Source organism: Mesorhizobium sp. M6A.T.Cr.TU.014.01.1.1 (assembly GCF_004022765.1).
Taxonomy (GTDB): Bacteria; Pseudomonadota; Alphaproteobacteria; order Rhizobiales; family Rhizobiaceae; genus Mesorhizobium; species Mesorhizobium mediterraneum.
In genome coordinates this window covers 52,492-76,196 of sequence record NZ_RZPG01000026.1, presented here as the reverse complement: position 1 = coordinate 76,196, position 23,705 = coordinate 52,492, and the positions used below count along the sequence as shown (strand labels likewise).

24 protein-coding genes are annotated in these 23,705 nt (G+C 62.1%); 15 read left to right on the top strand and 9 right to left on the bottom strand.

Annotated features, from left to right (window positions below; genetic code table 11):
- The first annotated feature begins 31 nt into the window (after positions 1-31).
- The 4 genes from EN885_RS25595 (at position 32) to EN885_RS25580 (ending at position 4,017) form a co-directional block, all read left to right on the top strand.
- On the top strand, positions 32-1,681 hold the full coding sequence (locus EN885_RS25595) for an ABC transporter substrate-binding protein (RefSeq protein WP_126106981.1): 1,650 nt from the start codon (positions 32-34) through the stop codon (positions 1,679-1,681).
- 96 nt (positions 1,682-1,777) lie between these two features.
- Complete coding sequence (locus EN885_RS25590) at positions 1,778-2,257, top strand: DUF3828 domain-containing protein (protein WP_095485671.1); 480 nt, start codon at positions 1,778-1,780, stop codon at positions 2,255-2,257.
- Positions 2,258-2,261: 4 nt separating this feature from the next.
- Complete coding sequence (locus tag EN885_RS25585) at positions 2,262-2,822, top strand: hypothetical protein (protein WP_128243487.1); 561 nt, start codon at positions 2,262-2,264, stop codon at positions 2,820-2,822.
- A gap of 10 nt (positions 2,823-2,832) precedes the next feature.
- Positions 2,833-4,017, top strand: coding sequence for a mandelate racemase/muconate lactonizing enzyme family protein (locus tag EN885_RS25580; protein WP_128243488.1), 1,185 nt, complete (start codon positions 2,833-2,835; stop codon positions 4,015-4,017).
- Positions 4,018-4,046: 29 nt separating this feature from the next.
- On the opposite strand, the gene queF is transcribed toward EN885_RS25580, so the two are convergent.
- Positions 4,047-4,508: a preQ(1) synthase gene (queF, locus tag EN885_RS25575; RefSeq protein WP_128243489.1), complete on the bottom strand. Its 462-nt coding sequence runs from the start codon at positions 4,506-4,508 to the stop codon at positions 4,047-4,049.
- A gap of 104 nt (positions 4,509-4,612) precedes the next feature.
- Here queF and EN885_RS25570 point away from each other — a divergent pair, with 104 nt between their 5' ends.
- Both EN885_RS25570 and EN885_RS25565 read left to right on the top strand, forming a co-directional pair.
- Positions 4,613-6,658 (top strand): NADH:flavin oxidoreductase, encoded by a 2,046-nt coding sequence (locus EN885_RS25570; RefSeq protein WP_128243490.1) that lies wholly within the window; start codon positions 4,613-4,615, stop codon positions 6,656-6,658.
- A 285-nt stretch (positions 6,659-6,943) separates the two neighbouring features.
- Positions 6,944-7,555 carry a DUF6817 domain-containing protein gene (locus tag EN885_RS25565; RefSeq protein WP_245493143.1) on the top strand — a complete coding sequence of 204 codons (612 nt, stop codon included), beginning with the start codon at positions 6,944-6,946 and terminating at the stop codon, positions 7,553-7,555.
- Between the two features lie 149 nt (positions 7,556-7,704).
- Here the strand turns inward: EN885_RS25565 and EN885_RS25560 are convergent, their stop codons facing one another.
- Positions 7,705-8,112 carry a hypothetical protein gene (locus tag EN885_RS25560; RefSeq protein ID WP_128243491.1) on the bottom strand — a complete coding sequence of 136 codons (408 nt, stop codon included), beginning with the start codon at positions 8,110-8,112 and terminating at the stop codon, positions 7,705-7,707.
- A gap of 110 nt (positions 8,113-8,222) precedes the next feature.
- Here EN885_RS25560 and EN885_RS25555 point away from each other — a divergent pair, with 110 nt between their 5' ends.
- Positions 8,223-8,651, top strand: coding sequence for a MarR family transcriptional regulator (locus EN885_RS25555; RefSeq protein WP_128243492.1), 429 nt, complete (start codon positions 8,223-8,225; stop codon positions 8,649-8,651).
- 71 nt (positions 8,652-8,722) lie between these two features.
- Positions 8,723-9,577, top strand: coding sequence for a LysR substrate-binding domain-containing protein (locus EN885_RS25550; protein ID WP_128243493.1), 855 nt, complete (start codon positions 8,723-8,725; stop codon positions 9,575-9,577).
- Positions 9,578-9,597: 20 nt separating this feature from the next.
- Here EN885_RS25550 and EN885_RS25545 read toward each other — a convergent pair whose 3' ends face one another.
- The 6 genes from EN885_RS25545 to EN885_RS25520 all read right to left on the bottom strand — a co-directional run bounded on the left by EN885_RS25545 (position 9,598) and on the right by EN885_RS25520 (position 16,696).
- A complete protein-coding gene (locus tag EN885_RS25545; protein ID WP_128243494.1) occupies positions 9,598-10,824 on the bottom strand; it encodes an aminotransferase class III-fold pyridoxal phosphate-dependent enzyme in 1,227 nt (408 codons plus the stop codon).
- A gap of 21 nt (positions 10,825-10,845) precedes the next feature.
- Positions 10,846-12,132, bottom strand: coding sequence for a TRAP transporter large permease (locus EN885_RS25540; RefSeq protein WP_128335232.1), 1,287 nt, complete (start codon positions 12,130-12,132; stop codon positions 10,846-10,848).
- Positions 12,133-12,139: 7 nt separating this feature from the next.
- Positions 12,140-12,595 carry a TRAP transporter small permease subunit gene (locus EN885_RS25535; RefSeq protein ID WP_245493142.1) on the bottom strand — a complete coding sequence of 152 codons (456 nt, stop codon included), beginning with the start codon at positions 12,593-12,595 and terminating at the stop codon, positions 12,140-12,142.
- Between the two features lie 72 nt (positions 12,596-12,667).
- The gene (locus tag EN885_RS25530) at positions 12,668-13,663 is read right to left on the bottom strand and encodes a TRAP transporter substrate-binding protein (protein WP_128244369.1); all 996 of its coding nucleotides are present in this window, start codon (positions 13,661-13,663) and stop codon (positions 12,668-12,670) included.
- 152 nt (positions 13,664-13,815) lie between these two features.
- On the bottom strand, positions 13,816-14,439 hold the full coding sequence (locus tag EN885_RS25525) for a polysaccharide deacetylase family protein (protein WP_245493145.1): 624 nt from the start codon (positions 14,437-14,439) through the stop codon (positions 13,816-13,818).
- 184 nt (positions 14,440-14,623) lie between these two features.
- Positions 14,624-16,696 carry an EAL domain-containing protein gene (locus EN885_RS25520; protein ID WP_095485678.1) on the bottom strand — a complete coding sequence of 691 codons (2,073 nt, stop codon included), beginning with the start codon at positions 16,694-16,696 and terminating at the stop codon, positions 14,624-14,626.
- A 277-nt stretch (positions 16,697-16,973) separates the two neighbouring features.
- On the opposite strand from EN885_RS25520, the gene EN885_RS25515 reads away from it, so the two are divergent.
- Together EN885_RS25515 and tdh are read left to right on the top strand one after the other, a co-directional pair.
- Positions 16,974-18,161 (top strand): glycine C-acetyltransferase, encoded by a 1,188-nt coding sequence (locus tag EN885_RS25515; RefSeq protein ID WP_128244371.1) that lies wholly within the window; start codon positions 16,974-16,976, stop codon positions 18,159-18,161.
- 52 nt (positions 18,162-18,213) lie between these two features.
- Entirely contained in the window at positions 18,214-19,248 is a 1,035-nt protein-coding gene (gene tdh / locus EN885_RS25510; RefSeq protein WP_128335231.1) for an L-threonine 3-dehydrogenase, read from the top strand.
- 4 nt (positions 19,249-19,252) lie between these two features.
- Here tdh and EN885_RS25505 read toward each other — a convergent pair whose 3' ends face one another.
- On the bottom strand, positions 19,253-19,720 hold the full coding sequence (locus tag EN885_RS25505) for a MarR family transcriptional regulator (RefSeq protein ID WP_128243899.1): 468 nt from the start codon (positions 19,718-19,720) through the stop codon (positions 19,253-19,255).
- A gap of 145 nt (positions 19,721-19,865) precedes the next feature.
- Between EN885_RS25505 and hmgA the strand changes: the two genes are divergently transcribed.
- Genes hmgA through EN885_RS25480 form a run of 5 tightly spaced genes read left to right on the top strand, consistent with a single transcriptional unit; the run spans position 19,866 to position 23,704 of the window.
- On the top strand, positions 19,866-21,179 hold the full coding sequence (gene hmgA, locus EN885_RS25500; protein ID WP_095485683.1) for a homogentisate 1,2-dioxygenase: 1,314 nt from the start codon (positions 19,866-19,868) through the stop codon (positions 21,177-21,179).
- The gene (locus tag EN885_RS25495; RefSeq protein ID WP_128243900.1) at positions 21,176-22,072 is read left to right on the top strand and encodes an MBL fold metallo-hydrolase; all 897 of its coding nucleotides are present in this window, start codon (positions 21,176-21,178) and stop codon (positions 22,070-22,072) included. The genes hmgA and EN885_RS25495 overlap by 4 nt, the downstream gene beginning before the upstream one ends.
- A complete protein-coding gene (locus EN885_RS25490) occupies positions 22,069-23,082 on the top strand; it encodes a fumarylacetoacetate hydrolase family protein (RefSeq protein WP_128243901.1) in 1,014 nt (337 codons plus the stop codon). The genes EN885_RS25495 and EN885_RS25490 overlap by 4 nt, the downstream gene beginning before the upstream one ends.
- Before the next feature lie 4 nt (positions 23,083-23,086).
- Entirely contained in the window at positions 23,087-23,380 is a 294-nt protein-coding gene (locus tag EN885_RS25485; protein ID WP_127204350.1) for a hypothetical protein, read from the top strand.
- 36 nt (positions 23,381-23,416) lie between these two features.
- Positions 23,417-23,704: a hypothetical protein gene (locus EN885_RS25480; RefSeq protein WP_127204349.1), complete on the top strand. Its 288-nt coding sequence runs from the start codon at positions 23,417-23,419 to the stop codon at positions 23,702-23,704.
- The last annotated feature ends 1 nt before the right edge of the window (position 23,705 follow it).

Below are 23,705 nucleotides of genomic sequence, written 5' to 3'. Positions count from 1 at the left end.
GAAGACCCAACGGGAACCACAGGGAGAAAAAATGGCACTCTTCAGAAGCAACGGTGATCGCGTGCCGAATGCGATCGAGGCGATGGGTGAGGATGTTCGCGCAGGCCGGATGGACCGGCGCGAATTTCTGGCGCTGGCAAGCGCCTTTGGGGCATCGACGGCCCTTGCCTATGGCATGATCGGCCTTGCCGTGCCTGAGCGGGCCTTGGCCGAAGAGCCGAAGAAGGGCGGGACGCTGCGCGTTTCGATGTCGGTGAAGGCACAGAAGGACCCGCGCACTTACGACTGGGTGGAGCTTGCGAACATTTCGCGCTGCTGGCTGGAGCCGCTTGTCCGCTACACGCGCGAATTCACTTTCGAGCCGGTCTTGCTCGAGAGCTGGGACGTCAACGACGACGCCACCGAATATGTGCTGCATGTGCGCAAGGGCATCACCTGGAACAACGGCGATGCTTTCAACGCCGATGACGTTGTCTACAATCTGACGCGCTGGTGCGAGAAGGAAGCCGCCGGTAATTCAATGGCCGCACGCGTCGGTGCGCTGATCGATGCAAAAACCGGCAAGGCCAGGGAAGGGGCAATCACCAAGGTCGATGACAACACGGTCAAGCTGAAGCTGAACGAACCTGATATCTCGCTGATCCCGAACTTCACCGACTATCCGGCGCTCATGGTCCATCGCAAATTCGATGCCGACGGCGCCGATCCGATCGCCAAGCCGATCGGCACCGGGCCTTTCGAACTCGTGTCTTATTCGGTCGGCCAGAACGCAATCGTCAAGCGTCGTGAGAATGGCAAATGGTGGGGCGGCGAAGCGCCGCTCGACAGTGTCGAATTCATCGACTACGGCACCGACTTCAACGCCTCGGTGAATGCATTCGACTCCGGCGAGATCGACGTCAATTTCGAGACACCCGCCGACTTCATCGACATCCTCGACAAGATGGGGCTGGAGAAATCGGAGGTCGCGACAGCGACGACGCTCGTTGCCCGAACCAACATCACGCACAAGCCCTACGATGACCAGCGAGTGCGCAATGCCCTGCAAATGGCCGTCGACAACAATGCCGTGCTTCAACTTGGCTACGCCGGGCGAGGCACCCCTGGTGAAAACCACCACGTCAGCCCGATCCATCCCGAATACTACCCGCTGCCCAAAAAAACGCGCGACGCGGCGGGCGCCAAGAAGCTGATGGCCGAGGCCGGACAGGCCGACTTCGAGCATGAGCTGATCACCGTCGAGGACGATTGGCAAAAGAATACCGGCGACGCGATTGCCGGTCAGCTGCGCGAAGCCGGGATCAAGGTGAAGCGCACGGTGCTGCCGGGGTCGACCTTCTGGAACGACTGGACGAAATACCCCTATTCCATGACCATCTGGTACATGCGCCCGCTCGGCGTTCAGGTGCTGGCGCTCGGCTATCGCACCGGCGAGGCCTGGAACGAAACGGCGTATTCGAATCCTGATTTCGACGCCAAGCTCAAACAGGCCCTCTCGCTCATCGACGTGGAGAAGCGCCGCGAGGTCATGAAGGATGTCGAGCAGATCCTGCAGGATTCGGGCGTCATCATTCAGCCGTTCTGGCAGAAGCTGTACAGCCACATGAACAAGAAGGTGAAGAATTACGCTGTCCACCAGACTTTCGAGATGGATCTCCAGAACGTCTGGCTGGACGCCTGAGTTAACGCCCAAGGGAATTTCATGGGCCGCAAAAAGCCGGGATGCAGGATTCGTGGTATTGAACGGTTCCCGCCACGAAAGCCTGGAGATTATCGGATGAGACTGACTGCGCTTGCCGCCGCCCTCTCGATCGCAGCGCCTGCGGCCGCTCTGGCCGGACCGGCATCCAACGCGGTGAAGTTCTTCTACATGCCCGAGGTCAAATTCGAGGCCGACGCGCAATACCGCGACCGCTTCACCGAGCCGGTGACCAAGCTGTTCGACCTCAACGACCAGGCAAAGAAGAACAAGCCGGACGAGGTGCCTTGCATCGACTTCGCCCCCGGTCTCGACGCCCAGGATTTCGACGAGAAGACGGTCGCCAAGACGTTGAAGCTGTCTGAAGCAGTGGATGGCGATAGCGCCGAGGTGACGGCGACGTTCAACCTTTTCCCGGAAGGTGATGAATCCAAACGCGAAATGGTCTGGTCGCTCAAGAAGATCGACGGCCAGTGGAAGATCGCCGACATCACCTCGAAGACCAACGGCTGGACGCTGAGTGCGCTCGAATGCCTGGCTGGCCAGACTCCGGAGTGATGCCATGGCCCGCGCCCTGGCTCTGGCGACTGTGTGCCTGCTGGCGGCGGGGTTGAGCAGCGCCGCTGCTCAGGGCCTGTTCGGCGCGCCGCCCGCGAACGCGCCGGCCGACAATGCGGCACCTGCAACTCCGCCGGCCGCGTCTCAGCCGACTGACAGCGCCGCGGCCGCGCCGGTGCAGCCGGGTTCGCCAACGGCGGTGGTGAAGCCGTTTTACGAGCATGTCGGGCTCGAGCTCGATCCGGCCCAGCGCAGCCACTTCGCCGATCCGGCGAAATCGGTGCTCGACAAGAGCGATACGCTGCGGAAGTCGGGGCAGGGCGAATGCCTCGATCCCAATATGGCGCTGGATAATGCGGCGTACGACAAAGCCGAGATCGACAGGAGCCTGAAGACCATCGAAGCTGTCAATGGCGACGAGGCCAAGGTCGTCGTCGCCTTCGTCGTCGAGGGCAATCCCCACCGGCTGGAATGGAAACTCAAGAAGATCGACGGCGACTGGAAGATATCGGACCTTCTGTCGGTGACCGGCGAATGGGCGCTCAGCCAATACCAGTGCGAGTGAGAGGTAAGCGATGAAGATCACCAACGTTCGCGTCACCCATGTCAACGTTCCGCTAGACGCGCCGTTCTGGTGGACGGCCGGGCTTTATGGCGGCGCCTCGAAGTCGATCATCGAGGTCGAGACCGACGAAGGCGTGGTCGGACTGGGCGAGGCGCCTTGGTGGCATTTCGGCGAAGTGATCAAAGCCGAGATCGCGCCGGCACTGATCGGCGCCGATCCGCTCGACATCGCCGACTGCGAGGCGCGCTGCGTGCCGCCCTGGCAGATCACCGCCAACACTGGCGAGAATGCCGCATCCGTGGCGTTCGGAGCCGTCGAGCTGGCGCTGTGGGACATCAGAGGCAAGGTCTTCGGCATGCCGCTCTACAAGCTGCTTGGTGGCGCGGTGCGCAAGGACATTCCGTTTTCGGAGTATTTCGCCTTTCGTCCCGCACAGGACGGGGCGGGCGGCGAGATGACGCCCGAAGCGATCGTCGACTATTGCCTGAAGATGCGCGAGCAGCATGGCTCGACGATCTTCGAAGGCAAGCTGATCATGGGCGATCCCGAACTTGAGATCCGGACGGTGCGGATGCTGCGCGAGGCGCTCGGCGAGAAGGCACAGATCAAGCTCGATTCCAACATGCAGTGGTCGCTGACCACGGCGCGCTGGGTGCTGCGCGAGATCGAGCCGTTTAACATCCGCAATTACGAGGATCCGGTCGCCAGCTTCGAGGAGATGGCGGCGCTGCGCCAGCATTCGCGCATTCCGTTCTCCACGCATATCCCGGATCTCAGACGGGCGGTCGCGCTTGGCGCGCCGGATTACTTCGTCTGCAATTTCGCAGCCCTCGGCGGATTGTCGAAGACCCTGAAATTCATCGCCGCCTGCGAAGCTATGGGCAAGGGGTTCTGGTGCTACTCCAACGATCTCGGCATCATGACGTCAGCCTATCTGCATGTCGTGGCGGCGACGCCGTGGATTACCGAAGCGTCGCAATCGTTGTTTCGCTGGCAGATCGGTGACGTCATCAAGGATGGTCCGTTCCGGCAGACCGGCAACACGGTGCGTGTGCCGGAGGGCAACGGACTGGGCGTTGAGCTTGACCCCACCGCGATGAAGCGCTGGGCGGGGCACTTCGCCGAGCATGGGCCGATGGGCCACTTCAACGACCCGAACAACCTTGGCCGCTACCGGCGGCTGCCGCTCAACTGATGAGGCCCGTCTTTCGCAGCCACTCAGACTCACCCGCGCCCGCGATAGGGCGCAACACCGGTGTCGGGCAGCCACGCGCCTTCCGGCGGCGCGCCGGTCTGCCAGAACACGTCGATCGGAATGCCGCCGCGCGGATACCAATAGCCGCCAATGCGCAACCACAACGGCTTTGTCGCGGCGATGATACGGCGGCCGATCATGACGGTGCACTCTTCATGGAAGGCGCCATGGTTGCGAAACGAGGTCATGAACAGCTTGAGCGACTTCGATTCCACCAGCAGCGTGTCGGGTGCATAGTCGATGACGATATGTGCGAAATCGGGCTGGCCGGTGACCGGACAGAGCGAGGTGAACTCCGGACAGGTGAAGCGAACGACGGCCGGCGGCCCGTCGCCGCGCGAAAACGGCACGGTTTCCAGTACCGCCGCTTCAGGGCTCTGTGGCGCCTCGACGTTGGTGCCGAGCTGGGTAAGGTTTTTCGTATCGGTCATGGGCGGGTTCCTTACTGCATGTCGCCCAAAACTGCGCAGCGGTTTTGGGACAACGACAGGCGTAAAATTTTCCGCTCATTAGCACAATTTGAAACAGGAAGACGATGACCACTAACGATCCGCTTCTCCAGCCTTATCAGCTCAAACATCTGACGCTGAAGAACCGGGTCATGTCGACCAGTCACGAGCCGGCCTATTCCGAGGACGGCATGCCGAAAGAGCGTTACCGACTCTACCATGCCGAAAAGGCCAAAGGCGGCATGGCGCTGACCATGACCGCCGGTTCGGCGATCGTCTCACGCGACAGTCCGGCCGCGTTCGGCAATCTGCACGTCTATGACGACCGCATCGTGCCGTGGCTCACTGAACTCGCCGATGCCTGCCACGAGCATGACTGCAAGGTGATGATCCAGATCACCCATCTCGGCCGCCGTACCGGCTGGAACAAGGCCGACTGGCTGCCGGTGCTTTCAGCTTCCCCGGTGCGCGAGCCGGCGCATCGCGCCTTCCCCAAGACCATCGAGGACTGGGACATGGAGCGCATCATTGCCGACTATGCCGCGGCCGCCCAACGCTGCCAGGTCGCCGGCCTCGATGGCATCGAGTTCGAGGCCTATGGCCATTTGATGGATGGCTTCTGGTCGCCGGCCACCAACCAGCGCGATGACGATTTCGGCGGCTCGCTCGACAACCGCTTGCGCTTCACCGGCATGGTGCTCGACGCCGTGCGGTCGGCGGTCGGCGAAAAGTTCGTCGTCGGCATTCGCATGGTCGCCGACGAGGATTTCGAAAAAGGCTTGTCGAAACAGGAAGGCGTCGAGATCGCCAGGCGGCTGGCCGGCTCCGGCAAGGTTGATTTTCTCAACATCATCCGCGGCTCGATCGAAACCGATGCCGCGCTGACTAGGGTCATCCCGGTGACCGGCATGCGCGCCTCGCCGCATCTCGACTTCGCCGGCGAGGTGAGGGCGGCGACAAAATTCCCGACCTTCCATGCGGCGCGCATTTCCGATGTCGCCACCGCCCGCCATGCCATCGCCACCGGCAAGCTCGACATGGTCGGCATGACGCGCGCCCACATCGCCGATCCGCATATCGTCAGAAAGGTGATGGAGGGCCGCGAGCACGAGATCCGGCCTTGCGTCGGCGCCACCTACTGCCTCGACCGCATCTATGAGGGTGGCGAGGCGCTGTGCATCCACAATGCGGCAACCGGCCGCGAGGCTGATATTCCGCACATCATCCCGAGAACCGAGGGACCAAAGCGGAAGGTGGTCGTCGTCGGCGCCGGTGCAGGCGGCCTGGAGGCGGCGCGCGTCGCGGCCGAGCGCGGGCATGAGGTCACGGTGCTGGAAGCGTCGAGCCAGGCCGGCGGCCAGGTGCGGCTGGCGACACAGAACCCGCGCCGCAAGGAGCTGATCGGCATCATCGACTGGCGGCTGGCCGAGCTCGACCGGCTCGGCGTTGAGATCCGCTACGACACCTGGGCGGAGAAGGACGACGTGCTGGCGCTGTCCCCCGACGTGGTGGTGGTCGCCACCGGCGGCCTGCCGCAGAACCCACCGCTGGTGGCAGGCGATAGCCTCGTCACTTCCAGTTGGGACATCATGGCCGGCAGCATCAAGCCGGCCGAAAACGTGCTGCTCTACGACGACAATGGCGGCCATCAGGGCATGGGCGCGGCAGAGCTGATCGCGACCGCGGGTTCGAAGCTGGAGCTTGTTTCGCCCGAGCGCTTCTTCGCCCCGGAAATGGGCGGCATGAACCACGTGCCGTATATGCGCGCCTTCCAGGAAAAGGGCGTGACCATCACCATCAACACGCGGCTGCGCTCGGTGCGGCGCGAGGGCAATCAACTGGTCGCCGAGCTTGCCTCCGACTTCGCAGACGGCTGGCGCGGCGAGCGGCGGGTCGATCAGGTGGTGGTCGAGCATGGCACGCTGCCGCTCGACGATCTCTATCTCGCACTGAAACCGCTGTCGAAAAACGGCGGCGCGGTCGACTACGAGCGGCTGGTCAGTGGTGGCGACATTTTTCCGGCACGCAATCCGCAAGGCGGTTTCGTGCTTTTCCGCATCGGCGACGCGGTCGCCTCGCGCAACATCCACGCCGCCATTTATGACGGCATCCGGTTCGGCCTGCGGATCTGAGCATCGGCATTGGCTAGACTGGACTTGGCTGGTCATATTTGCAATCTCAGCCGCTGATTTGCGGGGGCACAAACTCCACTGAAGAGGCGCGCAAGGACCTTGAAGCTGATCGCATCTCCTGCGAGAAGCTTGCGGTAAGTCAAAAAAAGTCGGGGGACTTGTTTGATCGGAGAACTGTTCGTTCCGCGCCAGACCAACACGGCGCTTTACATGCAGCTGTACGAGGCTGGGCATCCGGTTGACGATATCGTCCGCGTCAGGAAGGCCTACCGGGTCTGTTGCGCAATGTTCAACGGCCGCTACCGCAAGACGGGGCGGCCTTTCATCTGCCATGCGGTAGGTGCCGCGTCAGCGGTCGCGCATTTCGACAAAAGCGTCGATCTTGTCCTCGCGGCGATGTTTCACGCCGCCTATGACAGCGGCCAGTATCCGGATGGAAAATCCAGCAGGCGCAGCGATGCGCACCGCAGGTGGCTGGAACAAAGAATCGGCCCCAACGTCGAGGGTCTTGTCGCGTGCCTGAACGAGATAAAATTCGAGACGGGAGATCCTGAGCGCCTTGCATCCGAGGGCGTACCGGCCGGTGACGAGGACCTCCTGTTTCTGTTGCTTGCCCACGAGCTAGATGACCTTGCGGACGGAGGGTTGGCGTTTGCTCCCAAATATGGCCAGTCGATACGATTGCGGATTGCCGCCTGCGCCACCCTGGCCAGGGGTCTGGGCCGCGAGGGTCTCGCCGCGACCATCGAAGCGTATCGCGACAGGTATGAGAACATGGCATGGGCTGCCCCGCTCCAGGAAACGAAACTGGAGGGCTTTCGCATCGCGCCGAATTTGCGTGCATACCTGAAATTGCGCCGGGCCAATCTGCGCGGAGGCTCCGTCGAGGTGCTTTGATGCGCAGGCCGATGTCTGCCATCGGGCTAACGGCGCCACGCGCACCGGACCTTCGCAAGGAGAGCCACCTGCCGCGCTGATCCGGTGCGCCGCGCACGCCGCCGGCTTGCGGCCGGACGTCGTACGATCTTGTCGATTGCGGCAGGCGCTCAAAACATCCTGGCGGTGGCCATGCAGAACACGGTGATGACCAGCAGCCCGCCGGCGATGCGTTCGCCTCTTGTCATTTTCGCGCGCAGCTGGGGTTGCGTCGCGGCGTCGGCGCCGGCCAGTTGTCTGCTGGCGGAGCCGACGAGCGCGCCCTGAACGCCGGCGGCAATCAGGGCTGTCACGATGCCCAGTGCCAGAACTTTCTCCATCGAGCCGAAAACGCCTTCATGGAAAAAATACCAGAGCAGTATGCCGGTGAGGAACACCAGGCCGGCCGCGCCCATTTGCGGCCGGAAGAACCGTTCCACCCGGATGTCTGGGTCGCGGCCAACCGCGATGGTGGTGCCGGCCCAGAACACGCCCGCCATGACGTGAAGGCCGAGGACGACGATGTAGACATATTGCATGATCGCTTTTCCTCCTGTGCCCGCCGCCTATACAGTTAGATATCGAATGATTCGATGTCAATGTATTGAGTCAAGTTCCACCAATCCGATTGTTGCTCTAGTGTCGAATCATGACACCCTTCGACCGCCCGCCAGTCGGCATGAATCTCGCGCGCACCGCAAAGCTTGTCGCACAGGCCTTCGACGCCGCCTTGGTCGAGGCGGGCGGCACGCTGCCGGTCTGGGTCACGCTGTTGTCGGTCAAGTCGCGCGAACTGGCCAACCAGCGCGAGCTCGCCGGCATGATCGGAATCCAGGGCGCGACGCTGACCCATCATCTGAACGCGATGGAGACGCAAGGCTTGCTGACCCGGCGCCGCGATCCTGAGAACCGCCGTGTTCACCAGGTCGAGCTGACCGAAGCCGGCGAGGTGCTGTTCCTGAAATTGCGCACCGCCGCGTTCGCCTTCGACAAGCGGCTGCGGAATGGGCTGTCCGACGACAGGCTGGCGGAGTTTGCGGAAGTACTTGCGGCGCTACGAGCGAATGTGGAAGTCTAGATGAGGTCAGATTTCATCGAAAGGCCGCACCACGTGTGGTCTTTACCCTCACGCGCGGCCGACATGCGTCCATGAACAATATCGACACCGACGCCCTCGCCACATTGATCGCGATTGTCGACGCGGGCGGTTTCGGAGCTGCCGCGCACAGGCTGGGTCGAACCCAGCCGGGTGTCAGCAACACCATCGCGCGGCTCGAGAACAAGCTTGGCAAGAAACTCATCGACCGGTCGCGTCGCGGGCCGCATCTCACCGATCATGGCGAATTGCTGATCGGCTACGCGCGTCGGATCGTGGCGATCCAGGACGAGGCGTTGGCCGCGCTGCAACCCGAAGCGCTTGCCGGGCGGGTTCTCGTTGGAATGCCGGACGACTATCTCGGCGTCTTTGGAACGCCGCTGATCGAGCGCTTCGCCGCCCAGAACCCGCGCATCCAGGTCGAGATCCAGTGCAACTTTTCCAGCGAGCTCGAGGGCTCGGTGGACCGCGGCGACATCGATATCGCGATCATCACGCGCGATGTGAACAGTCTTGCCGGAGAATTCCTGCGCCATGAACCGCTGGTCTGGTGCGCCTCGCCGGACGAGACGCCGGAACTGCTGGATCCATTACCTCTGGCGCTTTTCCCCGAAAAGTCCTGTCGTGCCCGCCCGCACATCATCGATGCCCTTGACCGGGCAGGGCGTCCATGGCGCGTGGCCTGGACCTCGTCTCATCTTCCGTCCATCCAGACGGCGATCGGCCTTGGTAAGGCGGTGACGGCGCTTCCCGCATCGGTGATTTCGCCCATGCATAGGCGGCTTGGGCCCGAAGACGGCCTGCCGGAGCTGAAGCCGGTGGAACTGGCGCTGCTTTTGCCGAACGGCGCCCGCGCCGCAGTGCGGCGCATGGCAACCTTCATCCGCACGGAGTTTCAGGCGTCCTGAGTGGACCGCCTTGGTCTTTGTCAAAGCGCCGCGGCAGCCACGCGAAACATGCCGACCATCTCCTCGATAGTTTCCTGATCATGTGCGGTCGACAGGTACATCCGCCCGAAGGGTGACGGCATTGTGAGCAATCCTGCACGGCGAAGCGCCGCATGCAGATCGAAGGAGCGTTGTTCGTCGGCTTTCACCGCGGCATCCCGGTAGCTTTTCGGTGCCGCGTCGCTGAACCACACCGTGAAGACGCTGCCATATCCGCTGGTGGCGACCGCCGTTCCGGCATCGGCAAAGGCCTGGTCGATACCAAACCGAAGACTGTCGCCTCGCGCGACGAATGCGGGATAGTCCTGCTTGGCAAGCAAGCCAAGCGTCGCGGTCACGGCCGCGGTTGCGACTGGATTTCCGCTGTAGGTACCCGCGCGTGCAACCTGACCATTCTCGCTGAGCGCCATGATTTCAGGCTTTCCGACCACGGCGGCCACTGCAATGCCGCTGCCGATCGCCTTGCCGACCGTGGCGATGTCGGCTTCGATCGACATGGCCTGTCCGGCAAGCCCGAAGTGGGTCCGAAAACCCATCAGCACCTCGTCGAGAATGACCATCGCGCCGTTGCGGTGGGCGATCGTCTCGACATGCCTAAGATATCCCGGCTCCGGCAGGATGCAGCCGGCATTGGCGAGCATCGGTTCCATCAGGATGGCGGCGATATCGCCGGACTCCGCGAACAGGCTTTCGACGTCGTCGAAATCGTTGAAGCGCAGCAGCGTGGTGTCTCTTTGCCAAGGGCGTTCGTTTGCACGCATTTCGGCCTCGGGCGAACCAGCATTGCCGAAGGCGACATCGTCATACCAGCCGTCGAATCCGGCCGCCATCTTGGCGATCCGGCTGCGTCCCGTCGCAGCCCGGGCGAGCCGGCAGGCAAGATGGACGGCTTCGCTTCCGGTGTTTGTGAAGATCGCGCGCGAAAGCGAACCGGTGGCGGCCGTCAGAACTGCCGCCGCCTCTTCCTCGCCTGCATGGGCGAATGCCGGCATCGGGCCGTCCAGAAGCGCCCTTGTGACGGCATTGACGACGACCGGATGGGCGTGGCCGAGGACGGTTGCGCCAAAGCCAAGGGCCGTGTCGATATAGCGGCGTCCTGCCTGATCCCAGACATGAGGGCCACGGGACCGCGAAGTCAGAAATTTCGTCCCGTCGATGACAGGCAAGGCGCGGCCGGCACTGGATATGCCTCCAACGAGATGGTTCATGTCAGTACTCGCTTCGATAGCTTAGAAGCCCAGGAGCCGCGGTAGCCACTCCGTGGTTCCGGGCACGAATGCGATGAGCAACAGGCAGATGTTGCTGGTGATGAAGAATGGGATCAGGCGCCAGGTGACCGCGTTCACACCGACCTTGGCGATGTTGCAGACCACGAAGATGTTCGTTCCCACCGGCGGCGTGAACAGGCCGATACCCAACGCGACAGTGAAGATCAGCCCGAGCTGATAGGGTGCAAGACCTGCATCGATGCCGATCGGATGCACGATCGGCGCGAGAATGATCAGCGACGGGCCAAGGTCGGCCCAGGTGCCAACGAAGGTCAGCAGCAGCAGGATCAGCAGGATGGTCACTGTCGGGCCGGCGCCTGACGCGGAGAGCAGGTCAGCGCTCCATTGCGGGATCTGCTCGACCGTCAAGATCCATGAGAACGGCGTCGATACCGCCATGATGATCATGATTGCGCCGGTCATGCGCACGGCTTCGATGCCGACTTTCCAGGCGGCCGCCCAGGTGAGTTCGCGGTAGAGAAGCCCGCCGACCAGCAGCGCCCAGACGACGGCGACAAACGCCGCTTCCGTCGTCGTTGCATAGCCGGTCAGCATCGAGCCGAGCACGACGATAGGCATCAGCATCGCGGGCAGGGCCCGCAGCAGGTGCTTCGAAAAGCTTCTTATGGTTGGCCGCGTATCCGACTTCGGAAACCCCTCCCTGACGCCCACCCACCATGCAGTCAGCATGAAAGTGATGGCCAGCATCAGCCCGGGAATGATGCCGGCGGCAAATAGCCCGCCGATCGAGGTGTTGGTCAGGACGCCATACATGATCATGACGACGCTCGGCGGAATGATGATCCCAAGCGTGCCGGCCGCTGCCGTGACCGCCGCGGCGAATGCGGGCGGGTAGCCGCGCTCCACCATGGCCGGGATCATGATCGAACCCACGGCGCCGGTATCGGCGGTGGCCGAGCCGGTGATCCCGCCATAGACCATGCATGTCGCGACATTGACGACCCCAAGCCCGCCGCGGACCCAACCGAGCAGGTCGTCCGCGAGGTCGATGATACGCCGCGTCAATCCGCCCTCGTTCATGATGCCGCCGGCCACAAGGAACAGGGGGATCGCAGCCAGCGAAATCGAGTCGGCTCCTCCGTAGACCTGTTGCGCGAACCAGGACGGCGGCAGCGGAACCAGGCCGAAGAAGATCACCGCAAGCGTCGAGATCGCGATGGCCCAGGCTACCGGCACGCCGGTGTAGAGCGTGACCGCGAAGATGCCGAACAAGACGAGCAAGGTCATGCGCGGATCACCGGAATATTCGCACGATGCGGGTAATGGCGACGGCGCCGAGGCACAGTCCCATGAACACTATGGTCGAATGAACGGTCCAGGACGGAGCGCGCATCACCGGTGTCGGCACGAAACCGGTGCGTCCGAGCATGGCGGAACCGCTCCAGACCATGGCGGCCGCGACGATCAGCAGGATCAAATTGTGGTAAACGCGGAAGAACGCGCCCCGGCTGCTGGTGATGCTGTTGCCGTCGATGGAGACGTTCTCGCCGGCGATCTCGGCGAGTACCGCGCCGATCGCCGTCGTCCACAGAAACAGCATGCCGACGAGTTCGAACGACCAGGTAACCCCGTTGAGATGCAAATAGCGGCCGATCGCCCCAAGCCCCGTCGCGACGATCAGCAAGCTGATCACGCCTACGCCGACCACCGACAAGGCCAGCGCCAGAAAACGCCCGGTGCGTTCCATCATGTTTGTCCTGTGCGAATGGCTCGTCGACGAAACTTGCGGAGCACCATAGGACGGGCGCTCCGTTAAAAGTGTCTACTGCCCGGCAGCCGCCTTGCGGACATTGGCGACGAAGTCCGCGCCCCACTCGGCGCCGAATTGCTGGTAGACCGGATCGACCAGCGCCCTGAACGGCGCGCCGTCCACTTCGTTGATCTCGACACCGGCCTGCGTGAGCTTGCCGCGCACGTCGGCATAGACTTCGTCGAGCCTGCTGCGATACCAGACTGTCGTTTCGGCTACCGCGGCATCGACAACCGCGCGTTCAGCATCGGTCAGCCCGTCATACCGGTCCTTGTTCATGTACCAGTAATTGGGTGTCCAGATGTAGTTTGAGACGGAGAGGTATTTCGCGCTTTCGTACCATTTCTGGTCGAAGAAATCGCGGATTTCCGGCTCGACGCCATCAACGACCTTGGCCTGGAGCGAGGTATAGACCTCGCCGAACGGGATCGACTGCGGCAATGCACCGAGCTGTTTTATCGTCGCCAGAATAACCGGGTTCGGCGGCGTGCGCAGCTTCAGGCCGGAAATGTCCTCGGGGGCCTTGATCGGACGCGCGCTGTTGGCAAACTGGCGGAAGCCCGAATCCAGCGCGCCAAGCATCCGGTAGCCGCGATCGCCGCCCGTGTCGAACACCGACTTGCCGACCGGGCCGTCAAGAAACGTATGCGCGGCCTTCGCGTCGGCAAACAGGAACGGCAGCGTGACGACGTTCAGCTTGGGGTCGATCTGGTCTACGACTCCGCCTAGCCCAATATCGATCGAGCCGGCGCCGACACCGTCCGCAATTGGACCCTCGTCACCCAATTGCCCGTCTGGAAAGATCTGGACGGTCAGATCGCCCTTGGATTTCTCTTTCACCTCGGCGGCGAATTTTGTCACCGCCTCGTTGATGAGGCTGCTGGAACTGGAGGCATGCGCCAGCCGCAGGACGGTTTCGGCGTGAACGGTCTGAAGGGGGAGTACCGCTGCCAGACACAGCAAGGACACGCGAAGAATGCGACGTTTGTCGGCGATGAAAATGGACATTGGACCCCACCACGTTGATTAGCCGCCGTAGTTAGCGCGCCCTCAAGTCTGGGAGTCAATCAATGCAGCGATCATCCATATTCGAAGAAGTTATACAAACATCACGGATTGTGATGTTATGAAAATCCTCGGGTGGTTGTTCCGACCGAAGCTCAGCCGTCATAATCGGAGATCGCGCCGAAGGTGTAGCGGCGCAGCTTCAGCGCTTTGATCAGGGCCGTCAGGTTCGCCTTGCCGTCGAACACGTTCTGGAACATCTCGTCATGCATCAGCAGGATCAGCTTGCCGGGCTTGACGAAGCGGCCGTAGCCGAACAAATGATCGATCTCGCTGACCAGATGGTCGATGGTCTGCACCGGCTTGCCGCTGTTTTCGTGAACCCATTCATGATCCCAGCCGTAGAGATAGAAGCCAGACGCGGCGACGAACTCATAGTCGGGATCCTCACGGCCCTCTTCGGCCAGTCCGAGTGAAGTGTCGTTCTTCGACATCGAGAGCAGCCTGAACACGTCGCGTCCCGGCAGCCGTGCATGGACCGACGGTTTCAGCCCCAGCGCCGCGTTGGCCTGCAGCATGTCGGCGACGACCCCTTCGGTGTCCCCATAGAAGTGCCGGTAGTGGTTGTATGCGTGGCTGTAGCTGTGGTTGCCGATCGTCACTAGCGGCATCCTCTTGGCGCGCTGCACCAGCGCCATGTTGAGCGCGCTCGCCTGCGCATGCATGCCAACCATAAAGAGCGTCGCCGGAACCTGCTCGGCCTCGAGCACATCGAGAATGTTGTTGGTGCCGGTCAGCGGGCCATCATCGAAGGTGAGATAGATGGTGCGATCGGCGGCGCCTGCGGGAGAGCAAAAAACAGCACGATCAGCACGGCAAAGCGAAGCGGCACCAGCATCCGGAATATCCGTTTCCGATCACGACAAGCGGCCATTTCTGAGGAGGCTTGTCAAGGTTGGCGCCTTACGCCAGGCTTCCCCGTAGCACCGTCAGCCTGGCTTTCTTCGGTGCCCGCGCGACCAGCCATTCGCGTGCCTTGTCCTGCGGCATCGGGAAGGCGATGGAATAGCCCTGCACCTGGTCGCAGCCGATCGCCATCAGCGAGTCGAGCTCGGCTTCGGTTTCGGCGCCCTCGGCGACAATCGAGATGCCGAGGCCACGGGCGAGTTCGGTGATGGCTCTCACGATCTTGGTGTTGTCGCCGTTCTCATTGATGTTCTGGACGAAGCGGCGATCGATCTTCAGTCGGTCGATCTCGTTCGGGTTGACGTGGCTGAGCGACGCGTAGCCGGTGCCGAAATCGTCGAGCTCGAGATGGACGCCCGCGGCGCGAATATGCCGAAGCTTTGCCGCGATGCCGGTCTTCTCGTCGTCGAGGATGACGGATTCGACGATTTCCAGCGACAGTTTTTGTGGCGGCAGACCGGCCTTTTCAAGCGTATCGAAGAGAAACGCGTCGAAATCGGGCTCACGCAGTTCGGAGCCGGACACGTTGACGGCGAGCCGTCCGAAGGCAACACCGGCGCGGTCCCACTCGGCCGCCTCGCTGATTGCCTTGGCGATAACGATGCGGCCGACCGCGGACATGAGGCCGCATTTCTCAGCGACGGGAATGAACTCGCCCGGTGCGATCATACCGCGCTCGGCATGTTTCCAGCGAACCAGCGCTTCGATGCCGCCGATCGTGCCGTTCGACAACGAAACCTGCGGCTGGAAGTAGACCTGGAATGCCTCCTCCGAGATTGCGATCCTGATGTCGCGCTCGAGCTGCTTGCGGTAATCGAGTTCATGCCGCAACTCCTCGGAGAAGAATGAGAGACTGCCGCCGCTTTGCTTCTTGGCGGCGTGGAGCGCGAGGTCGGCATGGACGAGCAGATCCTGCGCATTGTCGGCGTCGACCGGATAGACGGCTACGCCGGCGCTGGCGCCCGGAAGGATGGTAGTGCCCCGAAAAACGATCGGCTCGTTGATCTGCGTCAGCACGCGCCTGGCGACCATGTTGATATCCTCGGTGCCGCCGGCACCATTGAGGATCATCACGAACTCGTCGCCGCCGAGACGCACGCAGAGATCCGACGCCCGGCAGGAATCGCGCATCCGCTGCGCCGTCACCACCAGCACATAGTCGCCGGCAGCGTGGCCGAGAGTATCGTTGATCTGCTTGAATCGGTCGAGGTCGAGCTGGACCGCCGCAAGCCGTTCTCGCCGACGTTGCGCACCCTTGATCAGCGCTTCGAAATGGTCGGTCAGGAAGGTGCGGTTGTGCAGGCCGGTAAGGCCGTCATGCACGGCGATGAAGGCCATCGAATTGCGGGCATCGATCAGTTCGTGCGTCTTGCGCAGAATGGTGTTCGACATCGGCCTGAAGATGAAAAGTGCTACCAGCACGATGACGCCGATGGTGGTGTAGAACAGCGTTCGATGGAGATCGAGAAGTGTTTCCGATCGTGCGTCGGCATGGGCGCTGATGCGCTGGCCGAGTGCCGCATAGCCCGACAGGGTCGCATTGGCGATGGAGGCGTCGAGGTTGACGCGTTCGCCGCCGCCTTTGTAGCCGCCATTGTCGGCCATGCCGAATTGTGATTCAAACGCCGAAACCAGTCGTTCGCCGTTGGCGATGAGCCCGACCGAGAAGTAATCGAGATGAAACGGCTTGGTGAAAAGTACGCTTTCGACTGATTTTGGATCGAACCTTGCCGGTGACGCCGGGTCGGCGACGACCCGCTCGAGCAGAAGGTCGTAGTTCCTCTCGAACTCCGCCGTTGCCTGTTTGAACGCGGTGACCAGAGCCGGTTGTTGGTCACGCGAAGCAGCACCTGCCGCGTTGGCAAGGAAGACAATGCGTTGCGACAGCGTCTTTTGCATGCCGACAATGTCGAGCAGCGTGTCGTTGTGCCGTTGGGCAGCCATCATTTGCTGGAGAAGGATGAAGGAGGCCATCACCATGGCGGCAATGATCAGCAGCGCCAGCCAATAGCCGGCCTTGATCAACAGGACGAGCCTGCCCGAAATGGTTTGCGCCGGTTGCTGCGACATTTTCTGGGGCGGTCCCTCTCGCCGACAGATTTTTGGGTGCGAGAACCATTGGCTTGAAAATGTTAACAGCTTTGGAAGTCGACAGAGCGGCGATAGCGGTAGCGGTGGAAAGCTCGCGAAATGGTTATCGCGTTCTTTCGCGCCGCACACGCATTTGAGCATCCGCCGTTGGCGGCATTCTGGCCACTGGCCGTCGCGTCACCGAAACGGTCGCTTTTGCGGTGGATTTTTCGCCCGCGTGGGGCGACAGTCCATTCAATCTCAACAGGGCCTGGTCATGAGCGCGGCATTCCTCTCCCATATCGATAGCGAGCTTCAAGGGCTGAAATCTGCCGGCCTCTACAAATCCGAGCGGGTGATCACCTCGACGCAGTCGGCCGAGATCGAGGTGGGCGGCGAGAAGGTGCTGAATTTCTGCGCCAACAACTATCTCGGCCTCGCCGATAGTGCCGAATTGCGCGATGCGGCCAAGCAGGCACTCGACCGCTATGGTTATGGCATGGCGTCGGTGCGTTTCATCTGCGGCACGCAGGAAGAGCACAAGCAGCTCGAGGCGACGATTTCTGGCTTCCTCGGCATGGAAGACACGATCCTCTACGGCTCCTGCTTCGATGCCAATGGCGGCTTGTTCGAGACGCTGCTCGGCGAGGAGGATGCGGTCATCTCCGACGCGCTGAACCACGCCTCGATCATCGACGGCGTGCGGCTGTCAAAGGCGAAGCGCTTCCGCTACGCCAACAACGACATGGCCGATCTGGAATCGCGGCTGAAGGAGGCAATGGATTGCCGTTTTCGGCTGATCGCCACCGACGGTGTATTTTCCATGGACGGCATCATCGCCAATCTAAAGGGCGTTTGCGATCTCGCCGAGAAATACGACGCGATGGTGATGGTCGACGACAGCCATGCAGTCGGTTTCGTCGGCAAGAACGGCCGCGGCTCGGCCGAGCATTGCGGCGTCGAGGGCAGGGTGGACATCATCACCGGCACGCTCGGCAAGGCATTGGGCGGCGCATCTGGCGGCTACACATCGGGCAAGAGCCAAGTGGTCGACTGGCTGCGCCAGCGCTCGCGTCCCTATCTGTTTTCCAACACGCTGATGCCGGCGATCGCAGGCGCCTCGATCCGGGTTTTCGAACTGATCGGCAATGGCGACGCGCTGCGTCAGCGCCTCTATGCCAATGCGGCACGCTTCCGGTCTGAAATGGGTAATCTCGGCTTCACGCTGGCCGGCGCCGACCATCCAATCATCCCCGTCATGCTGGGCGATGCGACACTGGCGCAAGAAATGGCGGCGCGCATGCTGAAGCGCGGCATCTATGTCATCGGCTTCTCGTTTCCGGTGGTGCCGAAGGGCCAGGCGCGCATCCGCACGCAAATGTCGGCCGCCCATTCCAGCGCCGACATCGACCGCGCGGTCGAGGCGTTCGGCGCGGTCGGGCGCGAACTCGGTGTGATTTCCTGAACGGCCGGAACTGAAAAGCGATTCCGGATCAAGAGATTCAAGGGACAAAAGAATGTCGAACATGATGAAGGCGCTGGTCAAGGCCAAGGCCGAGCCGGGCATCTGGATGGAAGAGGTGCCGGTGCCGGAAATCGGCCCGAACGACGTTCTGATCAAAATCAAGAAGACTGCGATCTGCGGCACCGACGTCCACATCTACAATTGGGACCAGTGGGCGCAAAAGACCGTGCCGGTGCCGATGGTGACCGGTCACGAATTCGTCGGCACGGTCGCCGACTTCGGCGCGGCGGTGACCGAGTACAAGGTCGGCCAGCGCGTTTCGGGTGAAGGCCACATCGTCTGCGGCCATTGCCGCAACTGCCGGGCGGGCAGGGGGCATCTGTGCCGCAACACACTCGGCGTCGGTGTCAACCGGCCGGGCGCCTTCGGCGAGTATCTGGCAATCCCTCAGCACAATGTCGTGCCGATCCCCGACGACGTGCCCGATGAGATCGCCGCGATCTTCGATCCTCTGGGCAATGCCGTGCACACGGCATTGTCCTTCGATCTCGTCGGCGAGGACGTGCTGGTCACCGGCGCCGGGCCGATCGGCATCATGGGTGCGCTGGTGGCGCAGTGCGTCGGCGCGCGAAAAGTGGTCATCACCGACATCAACCCGGTGCGGCTGGCGCTGGCGAAAAAGCTCGGCGTCCAGCATGTGGTCGACGCGTCGAAGGAAAAGCTGCGCGACATCATGCCGGCACTCGGCATGACCGAAGGTTTTGACGTCGGCCTTGAAATGTCGGGCGCCGCACCCGCCTTCCGCGACATGATCGACACCATGAACAATGGCGGCAAAATCGCCATCCTCGGCATCGCGCCGACCGGCTTCGAGATCGACTGGAACAAGGTTATCTTCAAGATGCTGCATCTCAAGGGCATCTATGGCCGCGAGATGTTCGAGACCTGGTACAAGATGATTGCGCTGGTGCAGGGTCCGCTCGACGTCAGCGGGTTGATCACCCACCGCATCGGCATCGACGACTTCCAGACCGGGTTCGATGCGATGCGCAGCGGCAATTCGGGCAAGGTGGTGATGGACTGGTGAGCACCTAATCCTTGCCCAGAGCCTTCTTAAGCGCAACCAGTCCGTTGGTGATCGCGGTGCGCTCGCCAGCGCCTAGTTTTGCCAGCAATTCCCGTTCGAATGCCTTCGCCAGCGGCACCATTTCGCGATAGGCGGCATGGCCGGCCTTGGTCAGCATCAGATGCTCGATCCGGCGGTCTTTTTCATCAGGTGTGCGAGTCAGCCACCGCCGCCGTTCAAGCTCGGCGACGGCGCGCGAAACCTTGGTCTTGTGCATGGCCGACTGCTCACCGAGCGCTGTCGCGGTCATGGTCCCGTGCTGTCCGAGCCCGGCCAGCGTGCGCCATTCGGGCCGCGTCAAGCCGTGGCGATCTTTGTAAATCCTGGAGAATTCGCGGCTGACGGCGTCGGCAAGGCGATAGAGCCGGTAGGGCAGGAAGCTTTCAAGTTCGAGGATTTCCGGTTCGTTAGAGATCTCGCGCTTGGTTGTCATTTTCGCAGTCGCCGCATCTCTTAAGTCAGTTGATGGTTACATTTTCAATGGTTACAAATGAAACCAGTTTGGTCAATCCAGAGCGGCCGCGCGTCCTCGTGGACGCGCAGAGGCCGCTCTGGCACTGTGGATTCGGGAGGAAACCATGGCCTTTTCCTACATGCCGGGGTTCGGCAACGACTTCGAAACCGAAACCCTGCCAGGTTCGCTGCCGCAAGGGCGGAATTCGCCGCAGCGACCGGCCTACGGCCTCTACGCCGAGCAGCTTTCCGGCTCGCCCTTCACCGCGCCGCGCGGCACCAACGAGCGCTCCTGGCTCTATCGCATCAGGCCGAGCGTCAGGCACACCGGCCGCTTCAAGCCGGCGAGTTATCCGCTGTGGAAGAGCGCGCCCAATCTCGGCGATCACGAGCTGGCGCTTGGTCAATATCGCTGGAATCCGGTGCCGATGCCGAAGGAGCCGACCGACTTCATCGCCGGCATGCGCAGCATCACCACCGCCGGCGACGTGCTCGGCCAGACCGGCATGGCCGCCCATGTCTATGTCGCCAACCGTTCGATGGTCGACGATCATTTCTTCAACGCCGATGGTGAGTTGCTGGTCGTGCCGCAGATCGGCAGCCTACGCCTCGTTACCGAGATGGGCGTCATAGAATTGCGACCGGGCGAGATCGCGGTGCTGCCGCGCGGCCTCGTGTTCAAGGTCGAGCTGGTCGATGAAACAGTGCGCGGCTATGTCTGCGAGAATTACGGCGCCAAGCTGACGCTGCCGGATCGTGGCCCGATCGGCGCCAATTGCCTGGCCAATCCGCGCGATTTCAAGACGCCTTGCGCCTGGTTCGAGGAGAAGGAAACGCCCTGCCGGCTGATCGTGAAATGGTGCGGACAGTTTCATGTCACCGAACTCGATCATTCGCCGCTGGATGTGGTGGCGTGGCACGGCAATTATTCGCCCTATAAATATGATCTTGCAACGTTTTCGCCGGTCGGCGCGATCCTGTTCGACCATCCCGATCCGTCGATCTTCACGGTGCTGACCGCGCCGAGTGGCGAGGAGGGCACCGCCAACATCGACTTCGTCATCTTCCCGCCGCGCTGGTTGGTGGCCGAAAACACGTTCCGCCCGCCCTGGTATCACCGCAACATCATGAGCGAGTTCATGGGCCTGATCCACGGCCAGTACGACGCCAAGGAGGAGGGGTTCGTTCCCGGCGGCATCAGCCTGCACAATCTGATGCTGGCCCACGGGCCTGACGCATCTGGCTTCGAAAAGGCCTCGCGCGCCGAGCTGAAACCGGTCAAGCTCGACAACACCATGGCCTTCATGTTCGAGACGCGATTCCCGCAGATGCTGACCCGCTACGCCGCCGAGGTTGAAACCCGGCAGGACAACTACATCGACTGCTGGGCCGATCTGAAGAAGCGCTTCAACGGCACGCCCGAGGGCGACTGGTCTTGAGCGCTGATCCAACGCGGCTGGTGCTGCTGGGCTCGAAAGGCGGCCCGGCGCTCCGGCCGGGCGGGCCGTGGCCGAGTTCATCGCTGCTGGAGATCGGCGGCCGCACCATCGTCGTCGATTGCGGGCTTGGCGTGACGTGTGGGCTGGCCGACGCCGGCTCCAGCTTGAAGACGCTGGACCTGATCTTCATCACGCATCTGCATTCCGACCATGTGCTGGAACTCGGTCCGCTGATCCACACCGCTTGGACGGCGGGTCTGGCGACACCGGTCACTGTGTTCGGCCCGCCCGGCACCGGCCACTACTGGCAGCGCTTTTGCCAGGCGATGGAATTCGACATCGAGATCCGCATCGTCGACGAAGGCCGGCCCAATATCGCAGACATCGTTTCGATCGTCGAATTCGGCGAAGGCCGGGTGATGGAGGAGCGCGGCCTGAAGGTTTCAGCGCTGCGCGTCGACCATCCGCCGGTGACCGACTGCTTTGCATTGCGCTTCGAGCATGCCGGACAAAGCGTGGTGTTCTCCGCCGATACGGCATTCTTTCCGCCATTGGCCGATTTCGCCAGAGGCGCCGCCATCCTCGTCCACGAAGCCATGCTGGAAGAAGGCATCGAGCGGTTGGTTGCTCGGACCGGCAACGGCGCACGGCTGAGAGAACATCTGCTTGCGAGCCACAGCTTCGCCGAGGAGGCTGGACGCATCGCCAGCGATGCCGGAGTGAAGAGGCTTGTGCTCAATCACCTCATTCCGGCTGACGACCCCGAGATCGGCGAAGCCGATTGGGTCGCCGCTGTCAGGAAAACATGGGCTGGCGACTTGACGATTGCCCGTGACGGCCTTGTTGTGGGCTTAAGCAGCGAGAAAACTGTACCAGGAGAGGAAACCGCATGAAGCTTGCCACATTGAAGGACGGATCGCGTGACGGAAAGTTGGTCGTCGTCTCGCGCGACCTGACGCGGTTCACCGATGCCTCGTTTCTGGTGCCGACGCTGCAGGCGGCACTCGACGACTGGAGCCGGATCGCGCCGCATCTGGCCGCCATGGCGGAATCGCTGGAGAACAATGCGGTGCCGTCAGCGCGCTTTCACGAGCATGACGCCCAGTCGCCGTTGCCGCGCGCCTATCAATGGGCGGATGGCTCGGCCTATGTGAATCATGTCGAGTTGGTGCGGAAGGCGCGTGGCGCCGAGATGCCAGCAAGCTTCTGGACCGATCCGCTGATCTATCAGGGTGGTTCCGACAGTTTCATCGCGCCGCGTGATCCGATCCGGGCGACCGACGAGGCTTTTGGCGTCGACATGGAAGGGGAGGTCGCCGTCGTCGTCGATGATGTTCCGATGGGGGCAAGCCTGGATGAGACGCGGGCGGCGATCCGGCTGGTCATGCTGGTCAATGACGTCACGCTGCGCTCCCTTACCGCGCCAGAGCTTGCCAAGGGCTTCGGCTTCTTCCAGTCGAAACCGTCCTCGGCTTTTTCGCCCGTCGCGGTGACGCCGGACGAACTGGGCGAGGCCTGGGATGGCGGCAAGGTCAGCCTGCCGCTGCTGGTCGATCTCAACGGCAAGCCGTTTGGCCGGGCGAACGCCGGTGTGGACATGACCTTCGATTTTCCGGCGCTGATTGCACATGCCGCGAAAACCCGGCCGCTGGCCGCCGGCACGATCATCGGTTCTGGCACCGTCTCCAACAAGCTCGACAGCGGCCCGGGCAAACCTGTCTCGGCAAGGGGCGCCGGCTATTCCTGCATTGCCGAGTTGCGTATGATCGAGACCATCGAGGCTGGCGCGCCGAAAACGCCATTCCTTCGCTTTGGCGACACTGTGCGCATCGAGATGAAGGACAAGGCCGGCCATTCGATCTTCGGCGCGATCGAGCAGAAGGTCGAGAAATACGAGAGCTAGGACAATGACAGGCACGTCTTTCTATATGCTGTGCGGTGTCTGGGCCCTGGTCATGCTGGCGATCTTCATCCACGCGATCCGGCTGAGCTATCGCATCGAGGCGCGCTCCCCCGACCTGACCAACCGCAGCGGCTTTCCGCGCAACGCGATGATGTTCCACACCGTCACCAACATGAACGTCGCGCGGGATCAGGAAACGCAAGCCATGCGGCGGCGCATGAACCGGCTTCTGCTGATCGTTCTCGCCGGATTTGCGCTTCTGTGGGCGGGCGTGTCCTTGGTCCAGTCAGTGGAGTGATCTAGCTTAATCGTTCCAAACGCGGGGGGACCCAAGATGCCTTACACCGCTACTTACCTTTGGTTCGTGGGAATTTGCAGCATCGTTACTGCCTGGCTTTTGATTTCGGCGATCCGGCTCTGCCGGCAGATCGAGGATCGATCTGAAAGACTGCGTAACTTCAGTAGCGTGGCGCGGCTGCCGAAGCTTGTTAACGTCGCTATAAATCGGGACGTTGCGAGCGATGTTGAAACGCAGGCGCTGCGCCGTGGTATGATCGCTCGTCTGCTAGCCATAGGTGCTATCGGTATCGCCGTGAATTTGGTTGCCTGGACTGGTGTGTGAC